The sequence below is a fragment of the Aeromonas sp. A35_P genome (genome assembly GCF_002259925.1).
In the GTDB taxonomy this organism is placed as follows: Bacteria; Pseudomonadota; Gammaproteobacteria; order Enterobacterales; family Aeromonadaceae; genus Aeromonas; species Aeromonas dhakensis.
In genome coordinates, this window is record NZ_NEVB01000233.1 from 1 (window position 1) to 21,868 (window position 21,868).

Sequence of the window (21,868 nt, forward strand, 5' to 3'; positions counted from 1 at the left end):
ATACCACCCCGTGCAGTGCAGCTAGCCGGGTGACACCATATGGGGCAAGTTTGAGCCCTTTTTTAAGATTTTAGGTGTTTAATTTAATAGGCATTGGCCGATAGTTACTAAACACCTTAAGGATGAGGTGACCATGAAACCGATCAGCGACATCAATACGCCCTCCGACATGTCCGCCTTCTGGATGCCGTTTACCGCCAACCAGCAGTTCAAGGCGGCGCCGCGCATCCTGAAGTCGGCCGAGGGAATGTATTATCACTCAGAGGATGGCCGCAAGATACTGGATGGCACCGCCGGGCTCTGGTGTTGCAACGCGGGTCATGGTCGGCGCGAGATTGCCGAGGCGGTCTCCCAGCAGATTTCCCACCTCGATTTTGCCCCCACGTTCCAGATGGGGCACCCCCTGCCATTCGAGCTGGCCAACCGGCTGGTGGAGATCGCCCCCAGGGGCTTCGGCCACGTCTTCTATACCAACTCGGGATCGGAGTCGGTGGATACCGCGCTCAAGATCGCGTTGGCCTGGCAGCGGGCCCGCGGCCAGGGTACCCGCACCCGGCTCATCGGCCGTGAGCGCGGCTACCACGGGGTGGGTTTTGGCGGCATCTCGGTGGGGGGCATTCCCGGCAACCGCAAGTGGTTCGGCTCCCTGCTGACCGGGGTGGATCACCTGCCCCACACCCTCAACATCGCCAAGAATGCCTTCACCAAAGGGTTGCCCGAGGAGGATGTGGCGCTGGCCGACGAGCTGGAGAAGATCGTCTTCCTGCACGATGCCAGCAACATAGCGGCGGTGATCGTCGAGCCCATCGCCGGCAGTACCGGCGTGCTGATGCCGCCCAAGGGCTACCTCAAGCGCCTGCGGGAGATCTGTACCAAACACGGCATCCTGCTGATCTTCGACGAGGTGATCACCGGTTTCGGTCGCCTCGGCTCCCCCTTCGCCGCCCAGGAGTTCGACGTCATCCCCGACATGATCACCTGTGCCAAGGGGCTCACCAACGGCGCCATCCCCATGGGTGCCGTGCTGGTACAGAACCACATCTATGACGACATGATGGCGGCCGGCAAGGGGGCCATTGAGCTGTTCCACGGCTACACCTACTCCGGCCATCCGGTGGCGGCGGCCGCCGCTCTGGCGACCCTCGAGGTCTACCGCAACGAAAACCTGCTGAGCCGCGCCGCCGATCTGGCGGGCTACTGGGAGGAAGCGGCCCATTCGCTCAAGGGCTGCAAGCACGTGAAGGATGTGCGCAACTATGGGCTGGTGGCGGGCATCGAGCTCGAGTCCATGCCGGATGCACCGGGCAAGCGCGCCTACGAGGTGTTCGTGCGCTGCTTCGAGAAGGGGGCGCTGATCCGGGTCACCGGCGACATCATCGCCCTGTCGCCGCCCCTCATCATAGAGCGCAGCCAGATCGACGATCTCTTCACCCTGCTGCAGGACGCCCTGCAAGCCCAGGAGTGACTTTTAACCGGTTGATGGCGCCCGTCGCGGCGCCACTTGCCCGTGCCTGCTCCCCGGGGCGGCGTGGGCTGGGACGCATTACCCATCACGGAGGATTTATGAGTTACAGGATCGACAATTTCATCGACGGCGAGACGACCGAGAGTCGCAGCGAGCGTTTCGGCGCCATCTTCAACCCGGCCACCGGTCAGCAGCAGGGCTCCGTCGTCCTCTCCACTGCTGCCGAATGTGCCGAGGCGATTGCCAGTGCCGAGCGGGCTTTTGCCGATTGGTCCCAGACCCCGCCGCTGATGCGCGCCCGGGTACTGTTTCGCTTCAAGGAGCTGATGGAGCAGCACAGGGACGAGCTGGCCCAGCTCATCAGCCGCGAGCACGGCAAGGTGTTCTCCGACGCCCAGGGCGAGCTGACCCGCGGTCTCGAGGTGGTGGAGTTTGCCTGCGGCATTCCCCATTTGCTCAAGGGGGAGCACTCCCTCAACGTGGGCCGCGGGGTCGACAGTCACTCCATGATGCAGCCGGTGGGGGTCTGTGCCGGCATCACTCCGTTCAACTTCCCGGCCATGGTGCCGCTCTGGATGTTCCCGGTGGCCATCGCCTGCGGCAACACCTTCATCCTCAAGCCGTCCGAGAAGGATCCCTCCCTCTCCCTGCGCATGGCCGAGCTGCTCAAGCAGGCCGGCCTGCCGAACGGGGTGCTCAACGTGGTGAACGGCGACAAGGAGGTGGTGGACGTGCTGCTGACCGACCCGCGGGTCGGTGCCGTGTCGTTCGTCGGCTCCACCCCCATCGCCCAGTACATCTATGCCACCGCCTCGGCCCACGGCAAGCGGGTACAGGCTTTGGGCGGCGCCAAGAACCACATGGTGGTGATGCCGGATGCGGATCTCGAACAGGCGGTTTCCGCCCTGATGGGGGCGGCCTACGGCGCCGCCGGCGAGCGCTGCATGGCCATTTCGGTGGCCGTGGTGGTGGGGGATGAGACGGCCGATGCGCTGGTGGCCAGGCTGTCGCCGCTGGTGGCGGCGCTGCGGGTGGGCCCGGGGCTGGGCCAGAGCCCGGAGAACGAGATGGGGCCCCTCATCAGCCGCGAGCACCTGGCCAAGGTGCGTGGCTATGTGGATCAGGGGGTGGCCGAGGGGGCCGAGCTGGTGGTGGACGGCCGGGACCTGAGCCACGGCGAGGGCTACTTTATCGGCGGCAGCCTGTTCGATCGGGTCGGCCCCGAGATGCGCATCTATCGGGAGGAGATCTTCGGCCCTGTGCTGGCCATCGTGCGGGCGCCGGACTACGAGACGGCGCTCAGGCTCATCAACGAACACGAGTATGGCAATGGGACCGCCATTTTCACCTGTGACGGCGACACAGCGCGGGACTTCACCGCTCGCGTGCAGGTCGGTATGGTAGGGGTGAACGTTCCCATCCCGGTGCCCATGGCGTTTCACAGCTTTGGCGGCTGGAAGCGGTCCATCTTCGGGCCGCTCAACATGCACGGGCCGGATGGGGTGCGCTTCTATACCCGGATGAAGACGGTGACTGCCCGTTGGCCCCAGAGCCTGCGGGCGGGTGCGGAGTTCTCCATGCCGACCATGAAGTAATCAACCATGCAGCAGCTAGCCCGGACATGGCCCGGTGGCAGGAATCCACCTTCGTTCGCCGCTATCACTGTGAAGGAGTAACAGATGCGACTGGGAATTCTCGATTGTGACCGGCTGGACCCCGATTTGGCGGGGGACTTCGGCCCCGTTTACTCCGAGATGTTTATCAAGGGCTTCCGGGCACTGGCCCCCGGGCTGGAATTTCGGGTCTGGTCGGCGCTCGATGGCGAGCTGCCGGCCGATCTGCACGAGTGCGATGCCTGGCTCATCACCGGCTCGCGCCACGATGCCTACAGCGACATCCCCTGGATCCAGGCGCTGCGCGACTGGATCCGGCGCGCCCACGATGCCGACGTCAAGCTGGCCGGGGTCTGCTTCGGCCATCAGGTGATCGCCCAAGCGCTGGGGGGCGAGGTGATGAAGTCCACCAAGGGTTGGGGGCTGGGGGTGTCGGTCCATCCCATGCTGGCCAGGCAACCCTGGATGGAGCCGGGGCTCGAGACCATCCGGATCCTGGCCAGTCACCAGGATCAGGTGGAGCAGCTGCCACCGGGGGCCACCCGGCTGGCGGGCAATGATTTTTGTCCCAATTTCATGTTTTTGCAGGGTGACCACATAGTGGCCATCCAGGGACATCCGGAATTCTCGGTGGCGTACAACCGGGCGCTGATCGAGCGGCGGCGGGACTTCCTGTCCGATGACCGCTATCAGCGCAGCCTCTCCTCGCTGGAGGGAGAGGTGGATTCGGCCACCATGATGCAGTGGTTGTTGCAATTTTTGGGCATCCTGCCCGGCGCCGACACGGCCGCCGGCGGGATCACAGCAGGAGAGCGAGCATGATTATTGGCGTACCCAAGGAAATCAAAAACCATGAATACCGGGTCGGCATGACTCCCGCCGGAGTGCAGGAGCTGACGGCCCGGGGACACAAGGTGCTGGTGCAGCAGCTGGGAGGCGAGGCGATCGGGCTGTCCGACGCCGAGTACCAGGCAGCCGGTGCCGAACTGGTGGCCAGCGCGGCGGAGATCTTCGCCCGGGCCGAGATGATAGTGAAGGTGAAGGAGCCCCAGCCGGAGGAGTGCGAACTGCTCAGACCGGGTCAGCTGCTGTTCACCTATCTGCACCTGGCGCCGGATCCGGTGCAGACCCAGCTGCTGGTGCACTCGGGGGCGGTGGCCATCGCCTACGAGACGGTGACCGACGATCGCGGCGGCCTGCCGCTGCTGGCGCCCATGTCCGAGGTGGCGGGGCGGATGGCGATCCAGGCCGGCGCCCACAGCCTGGAGAAGGCGCAGGGGGGCAACGGCACCCTGCTGGGCGGGGTGCCGGCAGTGGCACCCGCCAAGGTGGTGGTGCTGGGGGGCGGGGTGGTCGGTGTCAACTCGGCGCGCATGGCGCTGGGACTGGGGGCCGACGTCACCATCCTGGATCGTTCCCTGCCGCGACTACGGGAGCTGGACAGCCTCTACGGCCCGGCCCTCAAGACCCTCTACTCCACCCGCACCAACATAGAGGCGTGCATCGCCCAGGCCGACCTGGTGATCGGTGCCGTGCTGATCCCGGGGGCGGCGGCGCCCAAGCTGCTGACCCGCGACATGCTCAAGCTGATGCGCAAGGGCTCTGTGCTGGTGGACGTGGCCATCGATCAGGGCGGCTGTTTCGAGACCTCCCACCCGACCACTCACGAGGAGCCCACCTACGTGGTGGACGGTATCATCCACTACTGCGTGGCCAACATGCCGGGCGGGGTGGCGCGCACCTCCACCTTCGCGCTGACCAACGCTACCCTGCCGTTCGTGCTGGCGCTGGCCGACAAGGGTTATGCCCGGGCACTGCAGGAGGATCGCCACCTGCGGGCCGGCCTGAACGTGTTCAAGGGCAAGATCACCCAGGCGGCGGTGGCGCACGCGCTCGGCTACGAGTACGTCAGCGCCGAGGCGGTACTGGACTGACGCAGCCGCCGTGAGTCCGCTCGGCAAACGTCGAGCGGGCTCACAAACCCCGCGATTTCAGGGAGGGCCGCTGCGGCCCTTTCTCATATACTGGGCTCCCCTGTCAGTGAGGTCTCTTCATGTCCCGCATTCTGCTGCTCGCCAATCTCAACTGTGATCACGTGCTCTCCCTCTCCGAACCCCTGGTGGCCGGTGCCCGCCTGCAGTACGTGGATCAGGGGCGCCGGCTCGGCGGTGGCGCCGCCAACACCGGCATCGGACTGGTGTGGGCTGGCCACGAGGTGACCATAGCCTCGCGCATCGGGCTGGACGAAACCGGTGACTGGCTGCTGGAGCAGGCTGCGGGCTACGGCCTGGACTGCAGCCATGTGGAGCGTTTCGGCGGCGAGACCGGCGAACTGCTGATCCTGGTGGACTCCACCGGCGAGCGCACCATCCTTAGACGGCCACGGCGCCCGGATCTGCCGGGGGATCTGCCGAGCGAGGGGGTGGACTGCCTCTACGTGAACTATCCCGGCACCGCCATCATCGGTTACATGCGCCAGATGCTCGGCAAGAGCTTCGTGGTGGCCCAGTACCCCAAGGGTGGCCAGGCGCGTCGCCCCTGCCACGTGCTGGTGGCCTCCCGCTCCGATCTCGGCGAAGTGGACGACCTCTGGCAACACGCCCGCCAGATCGCCGGTGAGCAGCTGGCCTGGCTGGTGTTGACCGAAGGCAAGGCGGGGGCGGTGGCCATTCACGGCGAGGAGCAGATCCGGGTGGCGGCGCGGCCGGTGTCGGTGGTGGATACCACGGGGGCGGGGGATGCCTTCGCCGGCGGCCTGATCCACGGGCTGGCGCGGGGCATGGCGATCCGGGAAGCGCTGCAGTGCGCGGTGGACTGGGGCGCCTTTGCGGTCGCCTCCGAGAGTTCCATCCCCTCCAGCGCCCTGAAGAACTGGCTCAAGCAGCCCCATTGAATCGACAAAAACGGTTGCGAATGACCCATGGCAGCATCGACGGGTGCGAGGGAGGAAACCGGCGAATTTAACCGTCAAAACCCGCCAAAACCTTGGGCTAACCCTGCAAGTTTGCGATCAATCAAAGAAAGTGTCGATTTATGTGCATCTTCATCGACACCCGCCTGAGCTGCTCTTAACCTTGACCTTCCACGACTCAGATTAAGAGGCGGACACTGCGCGGGCGCAGGGGTTCCCCTACCTCTTAGCTTTAGGTCGTCGTCCTGATTTCTGGCTTGTAGTAAGAGGCAAGTGCGACCATGCAACTGACACGATTTACCGACTATGCCCTGCGTACCCTCACCTTTCTGGCCGTCCAGCCGGGAGATCGCCTGTCGACCATCACAGAGGTGGCCGATACCTTTGGCATCTCCCGCAACCACGTGGTCAAGATTGTCCACCAGCTCGGCATCAAGGGGTACATAGAGACGGTGCGTGGCAAGCATGGCGGCATCCGGCTCGGTCGCTCCGCCGTCTCCATCAACCTGCGCGACGTGGTGATGGACATGGAGCACGTGCTCTGCCCGGTGGACTGCAAGCGCGAAAACTGCCGCCTCTCCGGTGGCTGCCGCATCCAGGGCATTTTGCGCCGCGCCATGAACGCCTTCCTCGAGGTGCTGGGTGAATACACCCTGGCCGATGCGGTACGTGACCCGACCCGGCTCTGCCACCTGCTCGGCATCGAACAGGATTCCATTCTGGCCATGGCATAAGCCAGGCAAGCACGACAAAGGGGCCCACGGGCCCCTTTGTCGTGTCCGGGATTTGGGTTCAGAGCTGGGGGATCAGGGTGATGGCGCCGTGCAGGCAGGCGAGGCCGCAGGCGCCGCAGGCCGCCATGTTGATGCTGACGCCGTCGGCGCAGGCCTTGATCGCCTGCTGGGGGCAGGCATCTTCGCAGAGCAGGCAGTAGAAGCCTTGGCGGGCCTGACAGCTTGCCTCGATCCGCACCCGGGTCTGCACCTGACGGCCCAGTTGCAGGTCGAGGGCGCCGGTCGGACAGGCTCTGGCGCAGCTGCCGCAGTAGCTGCACTGGCCGCAGGCGAGATCGAGCAGCGGCGTGCCGGCGATGGGGGTGCCGTCGTATTCGGGCTGGGTGGCCGGCTTGAGCAGGCCGTTGGGACAGGCCTTGAAGCATTCGCCGCAGCGGGAGCAGAGGGAGAGGAACTGGGACTCTTCGATGGCCCAGGGGGGACGGGCTTCATGGCAAACCACCTCGGGTTTGCGGGAGCCTCCCAATGCCTGCGTCAGCCAGCGACAGAAAAAATGCGTCATGCCCACCCCTGATACCTATTAGGGGTTAATTTTATCCAAGTTTCCCTTCGCAAGCCAGAGAATAGCGCCGGCCAGGATCGCAAGCCGGGTTGCCCTTGTGTAAGCTAGGCGGGTCTTCTTGCAGGATTGAATGAACTCATGTGGTTATTTCTGTGGCGTGCTTCTCTGCTCTATGTCTTCCCCTTGCTGATGTGGGGCTACTGCCGCATCAAGGGGATCGAATTCGTCGAGCTCGACACCGGGGTTAACAGCCACAAGTGGGTGGTGCTGGCCGCCTATCTGCTCTACGTGCTGATCTGGCTGCTGCTCAACCGCTATCTCGAACTGTTCCTGCGCCAACGGGGTCGCAAATGATCGAGCCCGGGCTCTGGACCCTGCTGCTGCCGGGTGCGCTGCTGGCCATCGGCATTGGCTGGGGGATCGGGCGGCGCAGCGGCACGGCACAAGCCCGGGAATTGCTGCTGAGCCAGGAGCGCTTGCAGATGCTGCAGGAGCGCTGTGACGAGCTGCAGGACGAGCGGCTGCTGGGTCAGCAGAAGCTGGATCAGCAGCAGACCCTGCTGATCAAGCTCACCGCCCGCCTCAAGGATGCCGAGGCCACCCTGCGTAGCGAGCGGCTGGCCGCCGCCGAGAAGCTGCAACTGCAACAGGAGGCTGAACAGCGCCTCAGCCAGCAGTTCGAGAACCTCGCCAACCGGATCTTCGAGCAGAACTCGGGCAACTTCCGCGAACTGAACCAGAACAGCCTGGATCTGCTGCTCACCCCGCTGAAAGAGCAGCTTGAGGGCTTTCGCCGCCAGGTGGGGGAGACCCACGCCCAGGAGACGGCCCAGCGCCACAGCCTCAAGTTCGAATTGGAGCGCCTGGCTGAGCTCAACGCCCGCATGACCGAGGAGGCGGCGGCGCTGACCCGCGCCCTCAAGGGCGACAGCAAGCAGCAGGGCAACTGGGGCGAGGTGGTGCTGGCGCGCATCCTGAGCGAATGCGGCCTGCGCGAGGGTCACGAGTACCACACCCAGGTCAACATCGAGGTGGACAAGGGCAAGCGCTATCAGCCTGACGTCATCGTCCACCTGCCGCAGGACAAAGACATCATCATCGATGCCAAGGTGTCGCTGACCGCCTACGAGCGCTGGTACAACGCCACTGACGAGCTGGAGAAGGCGGTAGCGCAGAAAGAGCACGTCGCCTCGGTGCGTAACCACATCCGCGAGCTGGGCCGCAAGGATTACCAACAGTTGCCCGGGGTGCGCACCCTCGACTACGTGCTGATGTTCGTGGCGGTGGAGCCCGCCTTCCTCACCGCGGTGGAGGCTGACCCCTCGCTGGTGCGCTACGGTCTCGACAACAACATACTGCTGGTGAGCCCCACCAACCTGATGGTGGCGCTGCGCACCATAGAGAACCTGTGGCGCTACGAGCGGCAGAACCAGAATGCCCGCCAGATTGCCGAGCGGGCTGGCCGCCTCTACGAGAAGCTGCGGCTGTTCGTGGAGGAGATGCAGCAGTTGGGGGGCAGCCTGCACAAGGCGCAGGAGAGCTACGACAAGGCGATGGGGCGGCTGGTCAACGGCCGCGGCAACCTGATTGCCCAGGTGGAGCGCTTTCGCGAGCTGGGGGTGGAGGTGACCAAGACCCTGCCCGAGCCGCTGGTCAACCGGGCGCTGGAGCGGGAAGACCCGGCCGAGTGAGGCGGGGCCTCATGCTTCATCTAACAAGAAGGGCAGCCAGTGGCTGCCCTTTTGTATTTCTTCGTCCGCACAGTACGTGTGAACTCACCGGCATGCGGGTTGTCGCTCTGGTCGGTTATTGCCTCCAGAAGGAGGGGAAGAAGATCACCGCCACGGTCAGGATCTCGAGGCGTCCCAGCAGCATGCCGAATGACAGGATCCACTTGGCCGAGTCCGGCAGGGAGGCGAAGTTGGCGCTGGGGCCGATGACCGGGCCCATGCCCGGGCCTACGTTGGCCACGGCGGTGATGGAGCCCGAGATGGCGGTCAGGGGATCCAGTCCGATGGCGCCGAGCAGGGCGGCGATCAGCAAGATGATGGCGAAGTAGGCCAGCACGAACGAGATCATCGAGCGGATGATGGCGTCGTTGACCGGCCGGCCGTTGTACTTCTGCGGGAAGACGCCGGAGGGGTGCATCAGCTGGCGCATCTGCTTCTTGAACAGGGCGAACGCCACCTGCACCCGGAAGATCTTGAGGCCGCCGGCGGTGGAGCCGGAGCAGGCGCCGAGCGCCAGCAGCACGATGAAGATGATGCTGGTGAGCGGGCCCCAGGTGCCATAGTCGCCGAGACCATAGCCAGTGGTGGTGAGCACGGAGACGATGTTGAAGCTGCCGATGCGCAGGGCATCCGTGAAGTCGTAGGTGCCTCGCAGCCAGAGATAGACGGTAACCACCAGGGTGACCCAGACCACCAGCCAGAAGAAGCCCCGCACTTGGGCATCCTTGAGCAGGCTGTGATCGCGCCGGCTCAGGCTCTGCACGTAGAGTAGGAAGGGCAGGCCGCCGAGAAACATGAAGAGGGTGCCGATCCAGTGCGCCGAGTTGGAGAAGTGGGACATGGATTGATCGGAGGTGGAGTAGCCGCCGGTACTGAGGGTGGTCATGGCGTGATTGACCGCCTCGAACAGGGTCATGCCGCTCACCCAGTAGGCCAGAAAGCAGAGCATGGAGAGTACCAGATAGACCTGCACTATGTTGTTGGCTACCGTCTTGGCGCGTGGCGCACTTTTATCCGACCAGTCCGAACTCTCGGTCTGGAACAGCTTCATGCCCCCCACGTTGAGGTAGGGCAGTACCGCTACCGCCATCACGATGAAACCCACCCCGCCCAGCCACTGCAGGATGGAGCGCCACAACAGGATGCTGTGGGCCATGTTGTCGAGGCCGGACAGCACGGTGGAGCCCGTGGTGGTCACCCCCGACATGGTCTCGAAGTAGGCGTCGGTGAAGTTGATGTGGGTGATGAAGAAGAAGGGCAGGGCCCCGAAGATGCAGGCCACCACCCAGACCGAGGTGGTGAGCAGGAACATCTCCCGCACGCCGAGGTGAAACACCGCCTTGCGGCCGTAATGGAGGCAGAGCAGGGCTGCGCCGTGAGTGATCAGCACCGACTTGAGAAACTCGACGAACCCCTCCGAGCCGGTCAGCAGGGCCAGCAGGGTGGGCAGCCACATGAACAGGGCCAGTTTGGAGAGCACCAGCCCGAGGGTGAAGATGATGGGACGCAGCTTGATCATGCAAGATAACCTGGTCGTGGATGGACAAAAGACCCGGGCACCCCCCTGGAGAGGTGGTGCCGGGTCTGCTTTGCGCTGCCTGGGTACATGGGCAGGTTACAGGAAGAAGGGACTTGGCTGGAACAAGCGTTCCACTTCCGGAATGTACTTCTTGTCCACCAGGAACATCACCACGTGGTCGTCCTGCTGGATCTGGGTGCGATCGTGGGCGATCAGCACCTCGTCACCGCGCACGATGGCACCTATGGTGGTGCCGGGCGGCAGCTTGAGCTCGCCCACCGTCTTGCCGACCACCTTGGAGGTGTTTTCGTCACCGTGGGCGATCGCCTCGATGGCCTCGGCCGCCCCGCGGCGCAGGCTGTAGACGTTGGCGATGTCGGCCCGGCGCACATGGGTCAGCAGGGCCGAAATGGTGGCCTGCTGGGGCGAGATGGCGATGTCGATGGAGCCGCCCTGCACCAGATCCACGTAGGCGCTGCGCTGGATCAGCACCATGGTCTTCTTGGCGCCCATTTTCTTGGCGAGCAGGGCCGACATGATGTTGGCCTCGTCCTCGTTGGTCACCGCGATGAAGACGTCGATCTGGTCGATGTGCTCCTCCGCCAGCAGCTCCTGATCCGCCGCATCGCCGCAGAAGACGATGGTGTTCTCCAGCACCTCGGAGAGCTGCTCCGCCCGCTTCTGGCTGCGCTCGATGAGCTTCACGCTATAGCGCTTCTCCAGCTGACGGGCGAGGCCTGCGCCTATGTTGCCGCCGCCGACGATCATGATCCGCCGGTAGGGGCTCTCGAGGCGCTGCAGCTCCGACATCACGGCGCGGATATGGCCGGCGGCCGCCACGAAGAACACCTCGTCATCCGCTTCTATGATGGTGGTGCCCTGCGGACGGATGGAGCGGCCCTGACGGAAGATGGCCGCCACCCGGGTCTCGATGTTGGGCATGTGATCGCGCAGGGTGGAGAGGGCATTGCCCACCAGCGGGCCGCCGTAATAGGCCTTGACCGCCACCAGCCCCACCTTGCCGCCGGCGAAGTCCACCACCTGCAAGGCGCCCGGGTATTCGATCAGGCGGCGCACATAGTCGGTTACCAGTTGCTCGGGGGCGATCAGGTGATCCACCGGCACCGACTCGGGCAGGAACAGCCGATCCCGCTCCACCAGATAGGCCGGGGAGCGAATGCGCGCCACCTTGTTGGGGGTGTTGAACAGGGAGTAGGCCACCTGGCAGGCGATCATGTTGGTCTCGTCGCTGTTGGTGACCGCCACCAGCATGTCGGCATCCTGGGCGCCTGCTTCGCGCAGCACCTTGGGATGGGCGCCGTGGCCGTTCACAACCCGCAGGTCAAACTTGTCCTGCAGCTCGCGCAGCCGATCGCTGTCGGTGTCGACTATGGTGATGTCGTTGTTCTCGCCGGCCAGGTTCTCGGCCAGGGTGCCGCCGACCTGACCGGCGCCCAGAATGATGATCTTCATAGAACAGCCTCATGGACGTCACCCTTGCCAGCTCTGCCTGTGTGCGCGGGAACAGTCATCAACATCATGAATCTCATAGGAAAAACGTGCTCGATATTGGGCAGTAACGGGTGCCGACCGGCGGCACCCCCGTGCTTGTGGCCCTGCTTAGCGCTTGCTCAGTTTGGCGTAGTAGAAGCCGTCCATCTCGGCCTCGCCCGGCAGGAACTGGCGACCCGGGCACTCCGGTGTGTCCTCTGCATGCAGGGGCACCAGGGTGGCATCCGGCGTGGCCGCGAGGAAGGCGCGGATCTGATCGCGGTTCTCTTCCGGCTGCACGGAGCAGGTGGCGTAGAGCAGAGTACCGCCGCTTTTCAGTTTCGACCAGAGGGCGCCGAGGATGCGGCGCTGCAGCTCCGCCAGCTCGCGAATGTCCTGATCCCGGCGCAGCCACTTGATGTCGGGGTGGCGGCGGATGACGCCGGTGGCGGAGCAGGGGGCATCCAGCAAAATACGGTCGAACTGCCCCTCTGGCCACCACTGATCCGGCGTGCTGGCATCGCCGTGGATCACCTTGGCGCTGAGGCCGATGCGATCCAGGTTCTCCTGCACCCGCTTGAGGCGGTTCTCGTCGGCATCGACGGCGACCACGCCGGCCAGCGCGGGTTGGCGCTCCAGCAGGTGGGCGGTCTTGCCGCCGGGGGCGGCGCAGGCATCCAGCACCCACTCGCCCGGCTGCGGGTCGAGCAGGGCGGCGGCCTGTTGTGCTGCGCCATCCTGTACCGAACAGTCACCGACCTCGAAGCCGGGCAGCTTGGTCACGTCGCAGGGACGCTCCAGCAGGATGCAATCCTCGCCCTCTTCACCGGCCACCGCATTGATGCCGGCGTCGGCCATGCGGGCCAGCATCTGCTCGCGGCTCTGGCGCTGGCTGTTGTTGCGGATCCACATGGGCGGGCGCTGGTTGTTGGCCTCCATGATGAACTCCCACTCATCCGGATAGGCCTGACGCAGACGCTTGGTGAGCCACTCGGGGTGGCCGAGGCGCACGCTCGGCACGCGGTCGATGCGCAGCAGAATGACTTCGGCGCTGCGCTGGAAGTTGCGCAGCACGCCGTTGATGAGGCCGCGCAGAGAGGTCCCCTTGAGCAGCTTGACGGCGTTGACGGTCTCGGCCACCGCGGCGTGAGCCGGAATGCGGGTGTAGATGAGCTGATAGAGACCGACCAGGATGAGGTAGTGGAAGATGCGGCTCTTGTTCTTGAGCGGCTTGTCCATCATCTCGCCGACCGCCGCATCGAGGCGAGGCAGCCAGCGCAGGGTACCGTAGCAGAGTTCTTGCAGGAGGGCGCGATCGCGGGGCGCAACCTTCTCCTGGGCAGCAGGCAGAACGGCTGAGAGGGACTGGCCCTGATCCAGCACCTGTTGAATGACGAGAGCAGCCTGTGCGCGTGTTTTCATAGTGTTACCTTAGATGCGCAAGTCGGGGCCTAGGCCCCGCCTTGTGTCAATTCAGTTCAATTCAATTGCGTGCCGGGTTCAAACCAGTCGCGGCGAGAGTTGAGCAGATCCGTCACGGACATCGCCTTCTTGCCGGGTGGCTGCAGGGTCAGCAGGCGCAGTACCCCCTTGCCGGTGGCGACATCGATCCCCTGTTTGTCGGCCTTGAGCAGGGTGCCGGCCACCTGGCCGTGATCCTGTGTGATGACCTCGGCCTGCCATACCTTGACGGTCTGATCGGCTACCTCGAACCAGCTGATGGGCCAGGGGTTGAAGGCGCGGATGCAGCGCTCGATGGCGGCTGCGTCCATCGACCAGTCGATGCGGGCCTCTTCCTTGGAGAGCTTCTCGGCGTAGTTGGCCAGCGCATCGTCTTGCGCCTCGGCGGCGGTGTCGCCGGCGGCCATTGCGTTGATGGTGTCAACCAGCGCCTGCGGGCCCAGCTCGGCCAGCTTGTCATAGAGGCTGGCGGAGGTCTCGTCGGCGGCGATGGGGCAGCTCACCTTGCGGATCATGGCACCGGTATCCAGCCCCACATCCATCTGCATGATGGTGACGCCAGTCTCGGCATCCCCCGCCCAGATGGAACGCTGGATCGGGGCGGCGCCGCGCCAGCGCGGCAGCAGGGAGCCGTGCACGTTGATGCAGCCCAGACGCGGGGTATCGAGCACCACCTTGGGCAGGATCAGGCCGTAGGCCACCACCACCATCAGGTCGGCGCCAAGGGCAGCCAGTTCGGCCTGGGCCTCTTCCTTGCGCAGGGAAGCCGGTTGATAGACCGGTAGATCGTGGGCCAGCGCCAGCTCCTTGACCGGGCTGGCGGTGAGCTTCTGGCCGCGGCCGGCGGGCTTGTCCGGCTGGGTATAAACGGCGACGACCTCGTGGTCGGAAGACAACAACGCCGCCAGGTGACGGGCGGCGAAGTCGGGAGTACCGGCAAAAATCAGTTTCAGCTTATTCAATGGGGCAGATCCTCAGAGGACTTTGCGATCTTCACGGGCCATCTTTTCCAGCTTCTGGCGAATGCGTTGGCGCTTGAGCGGGGAGAGGTAATCAACAAACAGCTTGCCGACCAGATGGTCCATCTCATGCTGGATGCAGATGGCGAGCAGATCGTCTGCTTCCAGCTCGAATGCCTTGCCGTGGCGATCCAGGGCGCGCACCTTGACCCACTCGGCGCGGGGCACCAGGGCACGGCTGCCGGGTACGGAGAGACACCCTTCCTCGATACCGGTGCTGCCGGCCTGCTCGATGATCTCGGGGTTGATCAATACCAGAGGATCTTCACGGTTTTCAGAGACATCGATCACTATGATGCGCTGATGAATGTCGACCTGAGTGGCGGCGAGGCCGATGCCTTCCTCCGCGTACATGGTTTCGAACATATCATCTACAATGTGTTGTAACTCGGGTGTAAAGGTCTCGACAGGGGCTGCGACGGTACGCAGACGCTCATCGGGGAAACGCAATACATCTAGAATGGCCATAGTTTTTTCTTTAGTTTCGTATAAATGCAGTCAATATTGGCGTAATTCTAGTCATTTACGCCGACAAAAAACAGCAACACTTTGCGCGCAGAAGTAACAGGGAGTGTTATGTATCTGAAGCAAACCATCCTCGCCTGCCTGTTGGCCACGTTGAGCCAGGGAGCTCAGGCCGACCAGCTCAAACTGAAGGCAGGCTATCCCGAGACCTATGTGGTGCAAAAAGGCGACACCCTCTGGGATATTTCTGGCCAGTATCTGGCAGAGCCCTGGCTCTGGCCAAGGCTCTGGAACATCAACCCGCAGATTGCCAATCCCCACTGGATCTACCCGGGTGACGTGCTGCACCTGAGCTGGGTCAATGGCGAGCCGCGGCTCGGCAAGGCGACCCAGGGCGGCAAGCAGGTGATCCGTCTCTCTCCCAAGAGCCGCTACGAGAACAAGGCCAACCCCATTCCGACCCTGCCGCTCAGCGAGATCGGCCCCTTCCTGCAGACCGACCATATTCTGGCAAACAGCCAGCAGGCGAAGCAGTTGCCCTACGTGCTTGGCAATGATGAGGCCCATATCGGCATGCTGGAGGGCGATACCCTCTACGTGCAGGGTTCGCTGATCCCGGGCCAGGATTACGGCATCTACCACCCTGGCGCCATCTACAAGGATCGGAAAACCGGTGAGCAACTTGGGCAGGAGGCGGTTTTCGTCGGTACGGCCAGAGCGGAGGCCTTGCTGCCGGATGGCCGCACCCGGGTCACCCTCAGCCACAGCAAGCGGGAAGTGTATCAGGGAGACAAGCTGATGCCGTTCCCGCCGCAGGAGAGCCTCTCCGCCGTGTTTACACCCAAGGCGGCCCCAGTGATCGCGCCAGGCTATATCGTTGATCTGCCGAGCAAGGCCCGCGGGGGCGGCAAGTTTGATGTCGTGCTCATCAACAAGGGCATACGTGATCAGGTGGCGCCCGGCGACGTGCTGGAGGTCCTGCGACCCGGGACCCGGCTGGTGAGCAAGAATGGCAAGGTCGCCTATCGGGAGTACTCCTCCGTCTACGACAAGGCCTTCTATTCTGCCGGCAAACCACCGCTCCCGTCGGAGGCGGTGGCGAGGGTCATGCTGTTCAAGGTGTATGACAAGTTGAGCTACGGGCTGATCCTGCAAAGCCAGGAGATGGTTGGCACCGGTTATCAGGTCAGCAACTTCTGACGTGACGCTTCCATCAGGGCGACTCGCGCTGTGGCTGACGCTGGATGCCGTCACCGGTATCGGCCCGGTCACTGCCGCTCGTCTGCTCGCCAATTTCGGCGGCGACATCGCCGCCCTGTTCGACTCGGAAGACGGCACCTTGCGAGAGCTGGGTCTGCAAAGTGCCCAGGTCCGGCAGATGCGATGGCCTCTGCAGGTGGTCGAACAGGGGCTGAGCTGGGCAGCCGAGCCCGGCAATCACCTTCTCTGCCCCGACGATCCTGTCTATCCACCTCTGCTCAAGGAGATCCCAGCCGCCCCTCTGCTGCTCTACTGTCGTGGCAATCTGTCGGCCTTGTCTGTTCCCCAGCTGGCTATGGTTGGCACGCGTCACCCAACCTATGCCGGCAAGGACAATGCTGCCCGCCTCTGCAGCGAGCTGGTCGGGTGCGGATTGGCCATCACCTCCGGTCTGGCGCTTGGCATCGATGGGATCTGTCATCAACAGGCGCTGACAAACGGGGGGGTCACCCTGGCTGTGCTGGGCTCCGGGCTCGACAGCCTCTATCCCAAGCGTCATCAAGGGCTGGCAGAGCAGATCCAGGAGCAGGATGGTGTGCTCATCTCCGAGCTGGCGCCCGATAAGGGGCCGCTGGCGGAACACTTTCCACGGCGCAATCGCATCATTAGCGGCCTGTCGCTGGGAACTCTGGTGGTGGAAGCTGCCGAGCAGAGCGGGTCGCTCATCACTGCCCGTTACGCGCTAGAACAGGGACGGGATGTCTTCGCCGTGCCGGGGGCACCGCAGAACGGGCAGGCGCTGGGTTGCAACAAATTAATCCAGCAGGGGGCCAAACTTGTGTTGAGCGCGGCCGATATAGTGGAAGAGCTGCCGGGATTCTGTGCCCTGAGCCATCAAGGGACGGATATGTCTGAGCAGCAGCATAATAGCGAATTGCCTTATGCCGATTTGTTGGATAACGTAGATTACGAGACCACGAGCGTGGATACCGTTGCCGAGCGGACCCAGCTTCCTGTCGAAGTGGTATTGGGCAGGTTGGTTGAGCTGGAGCTGGCCGGAGCAGTGATGGCGGTAGCCGGTGGATACGTCAGAGCGAGGAGGGCGAATCATGTTTGATGTACTGATGTACCTTTTCGAGACCTACATCCACAGCGATGCAGATGTGACGGTCGAACAAAACGAACTCACCGATGAACTGAGCCGCGCCGGTTTCGACAAGGAGGAGATCGAGAAGGCACTCGACTGGCTGGAAAGACTGGCCAATCTGCATGACAGCGAGCGGGAGGTCTACGTGGCCGCCAGCACGCAAGGCTCGATGCGCATCTATGCCCCGCAAGAACTGGCCCGTCTCAGCACCGAGTGCCGCGGCTTCCTGCTGTTTCTGGAGCAGGCCCAGGTGCTCAACGCCGAAACCCGCGAAATCTGCATCGAGCGTCTGCTCGAGCTGGACAAGCCGGATATCGAGCTGGATGACCTGAAGTGGGTGGTCATGATGGTGCTCTTCAACGTTCCCGGCAGTGAGAACGCCTACCAGCAGATGGAAGAGCTGGTGTTTGACGAGTCAGATGGCGTCATCCACTGACAGCCCGCAGCCGCGCTGGTAGAATCCGGAATATCTGGATTTCAAGGCGCGGCCCATGTCAAAGATCGATCACCACCTCTTTTCTGCCCACGAGCATGCGCTTGAGCGTGAACCATGCCCGCAGTGTGGTGCCGAGCTGGTGATCCGCCAGGGCAAGCACGGCCCTTTTCTGGGTTGTTCCGCCTATCCTGCCTGCGACTTCATTCGCTCCCTGACCCCTTCCGGCCGTGACATCGAGAAAGTACTCGAGGGGTCTGCCTGTCCGGACTGCGGTCAACCGCTGGCGATCAAGAAGGGGCGTTATGGGTTGTTCGTCGGTTGTACCCAATATCCGGCCTGCCAGCACATCGAATCCCTGCAGGAGAGTGACGATACCCAGGTACTCTGTCCCGAGTGTGGCAAGGGTCATCTGATCAGCCGTACTTCGCGTTATGGCAAGCAGTTCTACTCCTGTGACGGCTATCCCCACTGCAAATACGTCGTCAATGACAAGCCGGTTGCCATGCCTTGCCCGCAGTGCGGCTGGGGTATCATGGTGGAGAAAAAGGTGCGGGGGACAGTGCGCTGGGTCTGTCCGCAAAAGAAATGCGGTCACCAGAGCGAGCGGGTATAATCGCGCCGCCTTGAGCGAATTGAAACGTTTTCGGCAACCTTCCACCCCCCACTTGGAGTAAGGAAATTCCCGCCATGACTAAACCGTTCGTTGCCGTATTGATGGGCTCTGATTCCGATTTTCCCGTGATGCAGACCACTCTTGAGGTTCTCAAGTCGTTCGACATCGCGGTGGAAGTGAAGGTGACTTCCGCACACCGTACCCCGGCTGCGACCCACCAGTACGTAACCGATGCCGAAGCCCGTGGTTGCAAGGTATTTATCTGCGCCGCCGGTCTGGCCGCGCACCTGGCTGGTGCCGTGGCTGGCATCACTACGCGTCCCGTGATCGGCGTGCCCATCGATGGTGGCCCGCTCAAGGGGCTGGATGCCCTGCTCTCCACCGTGCAGATGCCGGGTGGTGTGCCGGTGGCAACCGTGGCTATCGGTAAAGCCGGAGCCAAAAATGCCGGCTATCTGGCAGCCCAGATGCTGGCGGTGGCCGATGATGAACTGGCGGCCAAGGTTCGGGCCGAGCGCCAGAAGAATGCCGACGAGGTGCTGGCCAAGGATGCCGCCCTGCAGGCTCAACTCAAGTAAACCCCGAGACGGCAACCACGGTCAGCCTCGCTCTCTGTTGTTGGCAGGGGGATAAAGGGGGCTGCGGTGGTTGCCACCCTGCGGGGTCAACCTTAATTGATGATGAGGCGACAGCCCGGCTGTCGCATTTTTTATGTCCAAAGAATTTGAACTTGCTGTTGCCGCACTCCAGCACGATGGGGTGATTGCCTACGCTACCGAAGCGGTTTTTGGCCTGGGGTGTGACCCCGATTCCGAAGCGGCGGTACAACGCCTGCTGGCGATCAAGCAACGACCGGTAGAGAAAGGGTTGATCCTGATTGCCGCCGAGCTGGCCCAGCTGCAGGATTACATCGATTTGGACCAGCTTACCAGCGAGCAGCTGGCCAAGGTGGAGGCGAGCTGGCCCGGCCCCTTTACCTGGATCATGCCGGCTCGTCCCGATACGCCGGCCTGGCTGACCGGACAATTTGACACCCTGGCCGTGCGCGTCACGGCCCATCCACAGGTACAGGCGCTGTGCCGCGCCTTTGGCAAGCCGCTGGTCTCCACCAGTGCCAACCTGACTGGCGAGGAGCCTGCCCGCCGGGTGGCCGACATCGGCGAATTGCTGGCCAGCCAGCTGGCCTATATCCTGCCCGGTGAGGTGGGGGGGCAGGCCAACCCATCCGAGATCAAGGATGCCAGAACCGGTGCCGTCATTCGCCCCTCCTGAGCGGCGTTGGTGACCAGGTCTGGTGGCTATGCGGACGGGCGGAGTGCTGGTTCGAGGACATGACAATAATAGGGTCAGGCGACGATCCTGGCTGACTGGAGACAAGATGAGCAAACCGGATGTGGCCCAGGTCAAGGCCTTCCTGCTGCAGTTGCAGGACGACATCTGCCGTGGACTGGAGCAGGCTGACGGTGCCGGGCACTTTATGGAGGATGCCTGGCAGCGTGAGGGGGGCGGCGGTGGCCGTACCCGGGTGCTGCGCCATGGCGCCGTGATCGAACAGGGGGGGGTCAACTTCTCCCATGTGTATGGCGATGCCATGCCGGCTTCCGCCACGGCCCATCGCCCCGAGCTGGCCGGCCGCAGGTTCGAGGCCATGGGGGTGTCGCTGGTGATCCATCCACACAACCCCTACGTGCCGACCAGCCATGCCAACGTGCGTTTCTTCATCGCGGAAAAGGAGGGGGAGGCGCCCATCTGGTGGTTCGGAGGGGGCTTCGATCTGACGCCCTTCTATCCGTTTGAAGAGGACGTTCAGCACTGGCATCAGGTCTCCCACGACCTCTGCCAGCCGTTTGGCGACGACATCTATCCCGAGTTCAAGTCCTGGTGCGATCGCTACTTCTTCCTCAAGCATAGAGGCGAGACCCGCGGTGTCGGCGGTCTCTTCTTCGACGATCTCAATCGCTGGCCGTTTGCCGACAGCTTTGCCTTCATGCGAGCGGTGGGTGAAGGCTACCTCGCCGCCTATCTGCCGATTGTCGAGCGACGCAAAGGAGATGCCTATGGCGAGCGGGAGCGGGAGTTCCAGCTATATCGCCGCGGTCGCTACGTGGAGTTCAATCTGGTGTATGACCGCGGTACCCTGTTCGGTCTGCAGACGGGGGGGCGCACCGAGTCGATCCTGATGTCGATGCCGCCACTGGCCCGCTGGGAGTATGACTGGCAACCGGCGGCTGGCAGCCCAGAGGCGCAGCTCTACACCGACTACCTCAAGCCGCGTGAGTGGCTGTGAAGCAAGGGGCCATCGCGGCCCCTTCTTGTTGCCGATATTCGACTTGTTCCCGCGGGGGAAAACCCGTTAAATCGGGAGATTGCCCTCTAAAGGAACGCCTTGATGGATCGTTATCTGGTTTTTGGCCACCCGGTGCGCCACAGCAAATCCCCCTTCATTCATACCCTCTTTGCCCGGCAGACCCAGCAAGAGCTGGAATATGGTCTTGCCGAGCCGGCAGTCGAGGAGTTCGCCACCGCATTGCGTGCCTTCTTTGCCCAGGGCGGCAAAGGGTGCAACGTCACAGTCCCCTTCAAGGAGCAGGCATTTGCCCTGGTCGACCGGTTGAGCCCCAGGGCCAAACGGGCGGGGGCGGTCAATACCATCAAGTTGACCGATGACGGCGTATTGCTGGGGGACAATACCGATGGTGCCGGGCTGGTGGCTGACCTCAAGTCCCACGGGATGAATTTGGCCGGCAGCAGGATCCTGTTGCTGGGAGCGGGTGGTGCGGCGCGCGGTGCGCTGGCGCCCTTGCTGGCCGAAGTGCCGACCGAATTGGTGATCGCCAACCGGACCCACGCCCGGGCCGAGCAGCTGGCGGCCGAGTTTGCTGATCTGGGATCCGTCAGTGCCCAGACTTACCCGCAGCTAGCCGGTCCTTTCGATCTGATCATCAATTCCACCTCGGCCAGCCTGCAGGGAGAGCTCCCGCCGCTGGATCCTGCCCTGATCCATGCCGACATCGCCATCTACGACATGATGTACGGTGCGACGGGTACCCCTTTCATTGGCTGGGCCAGACAACATGGTGCCCGCCAGACCATGGACGGGCTGGGTATGCTGGTGGAACAGGCTGCCGAAGCGTTTACCGTGTGGCGCGGAATCCGGCCAGGGACTAAACAGGTATTGAGAGAACTGCAACGCAATCTGGGGACCCTATGAATCAAGGCATCCTGTTTCCCGAGCTGGCGGACTGGCAACCGCATGAACAGCGCATCCACTTTCCCGCCCAGCAGATGGGCGCACTGGTCGACTGCTACATCAGCCGCCGGCGACTGGAAAAAATGACCGGTCTCTCCCTGGCCAGGGAGGAGGACATACTGCGGGCCTTCGAAAGCGTGCGTTTTGATATCGAAGAGATGGCTGAAAAACTCATTGAAGAACAATAGTTTGCCGAGGATGGTGCAATCTATCTGTGATTTTTACGAGTTTTTTCTCAAAGCAGCGGAACTT

23 protein-coding genes are annotated in these 21,868 nt (G+C 63.3%); 17 read left to right on the top strand and 6 right to left on the bottom strand.

Annotated features, from left to right (window positions below; genetic code table 11):
• Positions 1 to 133: 133 nt before the first annotated feature.
• The 6 genes from CAK78_RS18695 (at position 134) to CAK78_RS18720 (ending at position 6,723) form a co-directional block, all read left to right on the top strand.
• On the top strand, positions 134 to 1,465 hold the full coding sequence (locus CAK78_RS18695) for an aspartate aminotransferase family protein (protein ID WP_094698278.1): 1,332 nt from the start codon (positions 134 to 136) through the stop codon (positions 1,463 to 1,465).
• Positions 1,466 to 1,563: 98 nt separating this feature from the next.
• Positions 1,564 to 3,060, top strand: coding sequence for a CoA-acylating methylmalonate-semialdehyde dehydrogenase (locus CAK78_RS18700; protein ID WP_094698279.1), 1,497 nt, complete (start codon positions 1,564 to 1,566; stop codon positions 3,058 to 3,060).
• 84 nt (positions 3,061 to 3,144) lie between these two features.
• Entirely contained in the window at positions 3,145 to 3,900 is a 756-nt protein-coding gene (locus CAK78_RS18705; RefSeq protein ID WP_094698280.1) for a glutamine amidotransferase-related protein, read from the top strand.
• Positions 3,897 to 5,012: an alanine dehydrogenase gene (gene ald / locus CAK78_RS18710; protein WP_094698281.1), complete on the top strand. Its 1,116-nt coding sequence runs from the start codon at positions 3,897 to 3,899 to the stop codon at positions 5,010 to 5,012. The genes CAK78_RS18705 and ald overlap by 4 nt, the downstream gene beginning before the upstream one ends.
• A gap of 119 nt (positions 5,013 to 5,131) precedes the next feature.
• Positions 5,132 to 5,971: a PfkB family carbohydrate kinase gene (locus CAK78_RS18715; protein ID WP_005307736.1), complete on the top strand. Its 840-nt coding sequence runs from the start codon at positions 5,132 to 5,134 to the stop codon at positions 5,969 to 5,971.
• Between the two features lie 299 nt (positions 5,972 to 6,270).
• Positions 6,271 to 6,723, top strand: a complete 453-nt coding sequence (locus CAK78_RS18720; protein ID WP_005307739.1) for an Rrf2 family transcriptional regulator — start codon at positions 6,271 to 6,273, stop codon at positions 6,721 to 6,723.
• 58 nt (positions 6,724 to 6,781) lie between these two features.
• Here the strand turns inward: CAK78_RS18720 and CAK78_RS18725 are convergent, their stop codons facing one another.
• Positions 6,782 to 7,285, bottom strand: a complete 504-nt coding sequence (locus CAK78_RS18725) for a 4Fe-4S binding protein (protein ID WP_094698282.1) — start codon at positions 7,283 to 7,285, stop codon at positions 6,782 to 6,784.
• Positions 7,286 to 7,423: 138 nt separating this feature from the next.
• Here CAK78_RS18725 and CAK78_RS18730 point away from each other — a divergent pair, with 138 nt between their 5' ends.
• Complete coding sequence (locus CAK78_RS18730) at positions 7,424 to 7,639, top strand: hypothetical protein (protein ID WP_005307744.1); 216 nt, start codon at positions 7,424 to 7,426, stop codon at positions 7,637 to 7,639.
• Positions 7,636 to 8,976 (top strand): DNA recombination protein RmuC, encoded by a 1,341-nt coding sequence (gene rmuC / locus CAK78_RS18735; protein WP_094698283.1) that lies wholly within the window; start codon positions 7,636 to 7,638, stop codon positions 8,974 to 8,976. Before CAK78_RS18730 ends, rmuC begins: the two co-directional genes overlap by 4 nt.
• 115 nt (positions 8,977 to 9,091) lie before the next feature.
• On the opposite strand, the gene CAK78_RS18740 is transcribed toward rmuC, so the two are convergent.
• The 5 genes from CAK78_RS18740 to def all read right to left on the bottom strand — a co-directional run bounded on the left by CAK78_RS18740 (position 9,092) and on the right by def (position 14,973).
• Complete coding sequence (locus tag CAK78_RS18740) at positions 9,092 to 10,534, bottom strand: TrkH family potassium uptake protein (protein WP_094698284.1); 1,443 nt, start codon at positions 10,532 to 10,534, stop codon at positions 9,092 to 9,094.
• A 96-nt stretch (positions 10,535 to 10,630) separates the two neighbouring features.
• Positions 10,631 to 12,007, bottom strand: coding sequence for a Trk system potassium transporter TrkA (trkA, locus tag CAK78_RS18745; RefSeq protein WP_094698285.1), 1,377 nt, complete (start codon positions 12,005 to 12,007; stop codon positions 10,631 to 10,633).
• 147 nt (positions 12,008 to 12,154) lie between these two features.
• Positions 12,155 to 13,447, bottom strand: a complete 1,293-nt coding sequence (gene rsmB, locus CAK78_RS18750) for a 16S rRNA (cytosine(967)-C(5))-methyltransferase RsmB (protein WP_094698286.1) — start codon at positions 13,445 to 13,447, stop codon at positions 12,155 to 12,157.
• A gap of 56 nt (positions 13,448 to 13,503) precedes the next feature.
• On the bottom strand, positions 13,504 to 14,448 hold the full coding sequence (gene fmt / locus CAK78_RS18755; RefSeq protein ID WP_094698287.1) for a methionyl-tRNA formyltransferase: 945 nt from the start codon (positions 14,446 to 14,448) through the stop codon (positions 13,504 to 13,506).
• A 12-nt stretch (positions 14,449 to 14,460) separates the two neighbouring features.
• Positions 14,461 to 14,973 carry a peptide deformylase gene (def, locus tag CAK78_RS18760; RefSeq protein WP_011704266.1) on the bottom strand — a complete coding sequence of 171 codons (513 nt, stop codon included), beginning with the start codon at positions 14,971 to 14,973 and terminating at the stop codon, positions 14,461 to 14,463.
• A 108-nt stretch (positions 14,974 to 15,081) separates the two neighbouring features.
• Between def and CAK78_RS18765 the strand changes: the two genes are divergently transcribed.
• The 9 genes from CAK78_RS18765 to CAK78_RS18805 all read left to right on the top strand — a co-directional run bounded on the left by CAK78_RS18765 (position 15,082) and on the right by CAK78_RS18805 (position 21,804).
• A complete protein-coding gene (locus CAK78_RS18765; protein WP_094698288.1) occupies positions 15,082 to 16,170 on the top strand; it encodes a LysM peptidoglycan-binding domain-containing protein in 1,089 nt (362 codons plus the stop codon).
• A gap of 1 nt (position 16,171) precedes the next feature.
• Positions 16,172 to 17,287 (top strand): DNA-processing protein DprA, encoded by a 1,116-nt coding sequence (dprA, locus tag CAK78_RS18770; RefSeq protein WP_094698289.1) that lies wholly within the window; start codon positions 16,172 to 16,174, stop codon positions 17,285 to 17,287.
• Positions 17,280 to 17,753 (top strand): DUF494 family protein, encoded by a 474-nt coding sequence (locus CAK78_RS18775; RefSeq protein WP_005307774.1) that lies wholly within the window; start codon positions 17,280 to 17,282, stop codon positions 17,751 to 17,753. Before dprA ends, CAK78_RS18775 begins: the two co-directional genes overlap by 8 nt.
• A gap of 55 nt (positions 17,754 to 17,808) precedes the next feature.
• Positions 17,809 to 18,366 carry a DNA topoisomerase family protein gene (locus CAK78_RS18780; protein ID WP_094698290.1) on the top strand — a complete coding sequence of 186 codons (558 nt, stop codon included), beginning with the start codon at positions 17,809 to 17,811 and terminating at the stop codon, positions 18,364 to 18,366.
• Positions 18,367 to 18,440: 74 nt separating this feature from the next.
• On the top strand, positions 18,441 to 18,944 hold the full coding sequence (gene purE / locus CAK78_RS18785) for a 5-(carboxyamino)imidazole ribonucleotide mutase (protein ID WP_005307779.1): 504 nt from the start codon (positions 18,441 to 18,443) through the stop codon (positions 18,942 to 18,944).
• Between the two features lie 133 nt (positions 18,945 to 19,077).
• A complete protein-coding gene (locus tag CAK78_RS18790) occupies positions 19,078 to 19,638 on the top strand; it encodes a Sua5/YciO/YrdC/YwlC family protein (protein WP_094698291.1) in 561 nt (186 codons plus the stop codon).
• Positions 19,639 to 19,744: 106 nt separating this feature from the next.
• Positions 19,745 to 20,653: an oxygen-dependent coproporphyrinogen oxidase gene (gene hemF, locus CAK78_RS18795; protein WP_094698292.1), complete on the top strand. Its 909-nt coding sequence runs from the start codon at positions 19,745 to 19,747 to the stop codon at positions 20,651 to 20,653.
• Between the two features lie 102 nt (positions 20,654 to 20,755).
• Positions 20,756 to 21,577 carry a shikimate dehydrogenase gene (gene aroE / locus CAK78_RS18800; RefSeq protein WP_094698293.1) on the top strand — a complete coding sequence of 274 codons (822 nt, stop codon included), beginning with the start codon at positions 20,756 to 20,758 and terminating at the stop codon, positions 21,575 to 21,577.
• Positions 21,574 to 21,804, top strand: coding sequence for a DUF1488 domain-containing protein (locus CAK78_RS18805; RefSeq protein WP_094698294.1), 231 nt, complete (start codon positions 21,574 to 21,576; stop codon positions 21,802 to 21,804). Before aroE ends, CAK78_RS18805 begins: the two co-directional genes overlap by 4 nt.
• Positions 21,805 to 21,868 lie beyond the last annotated feature (64 nt).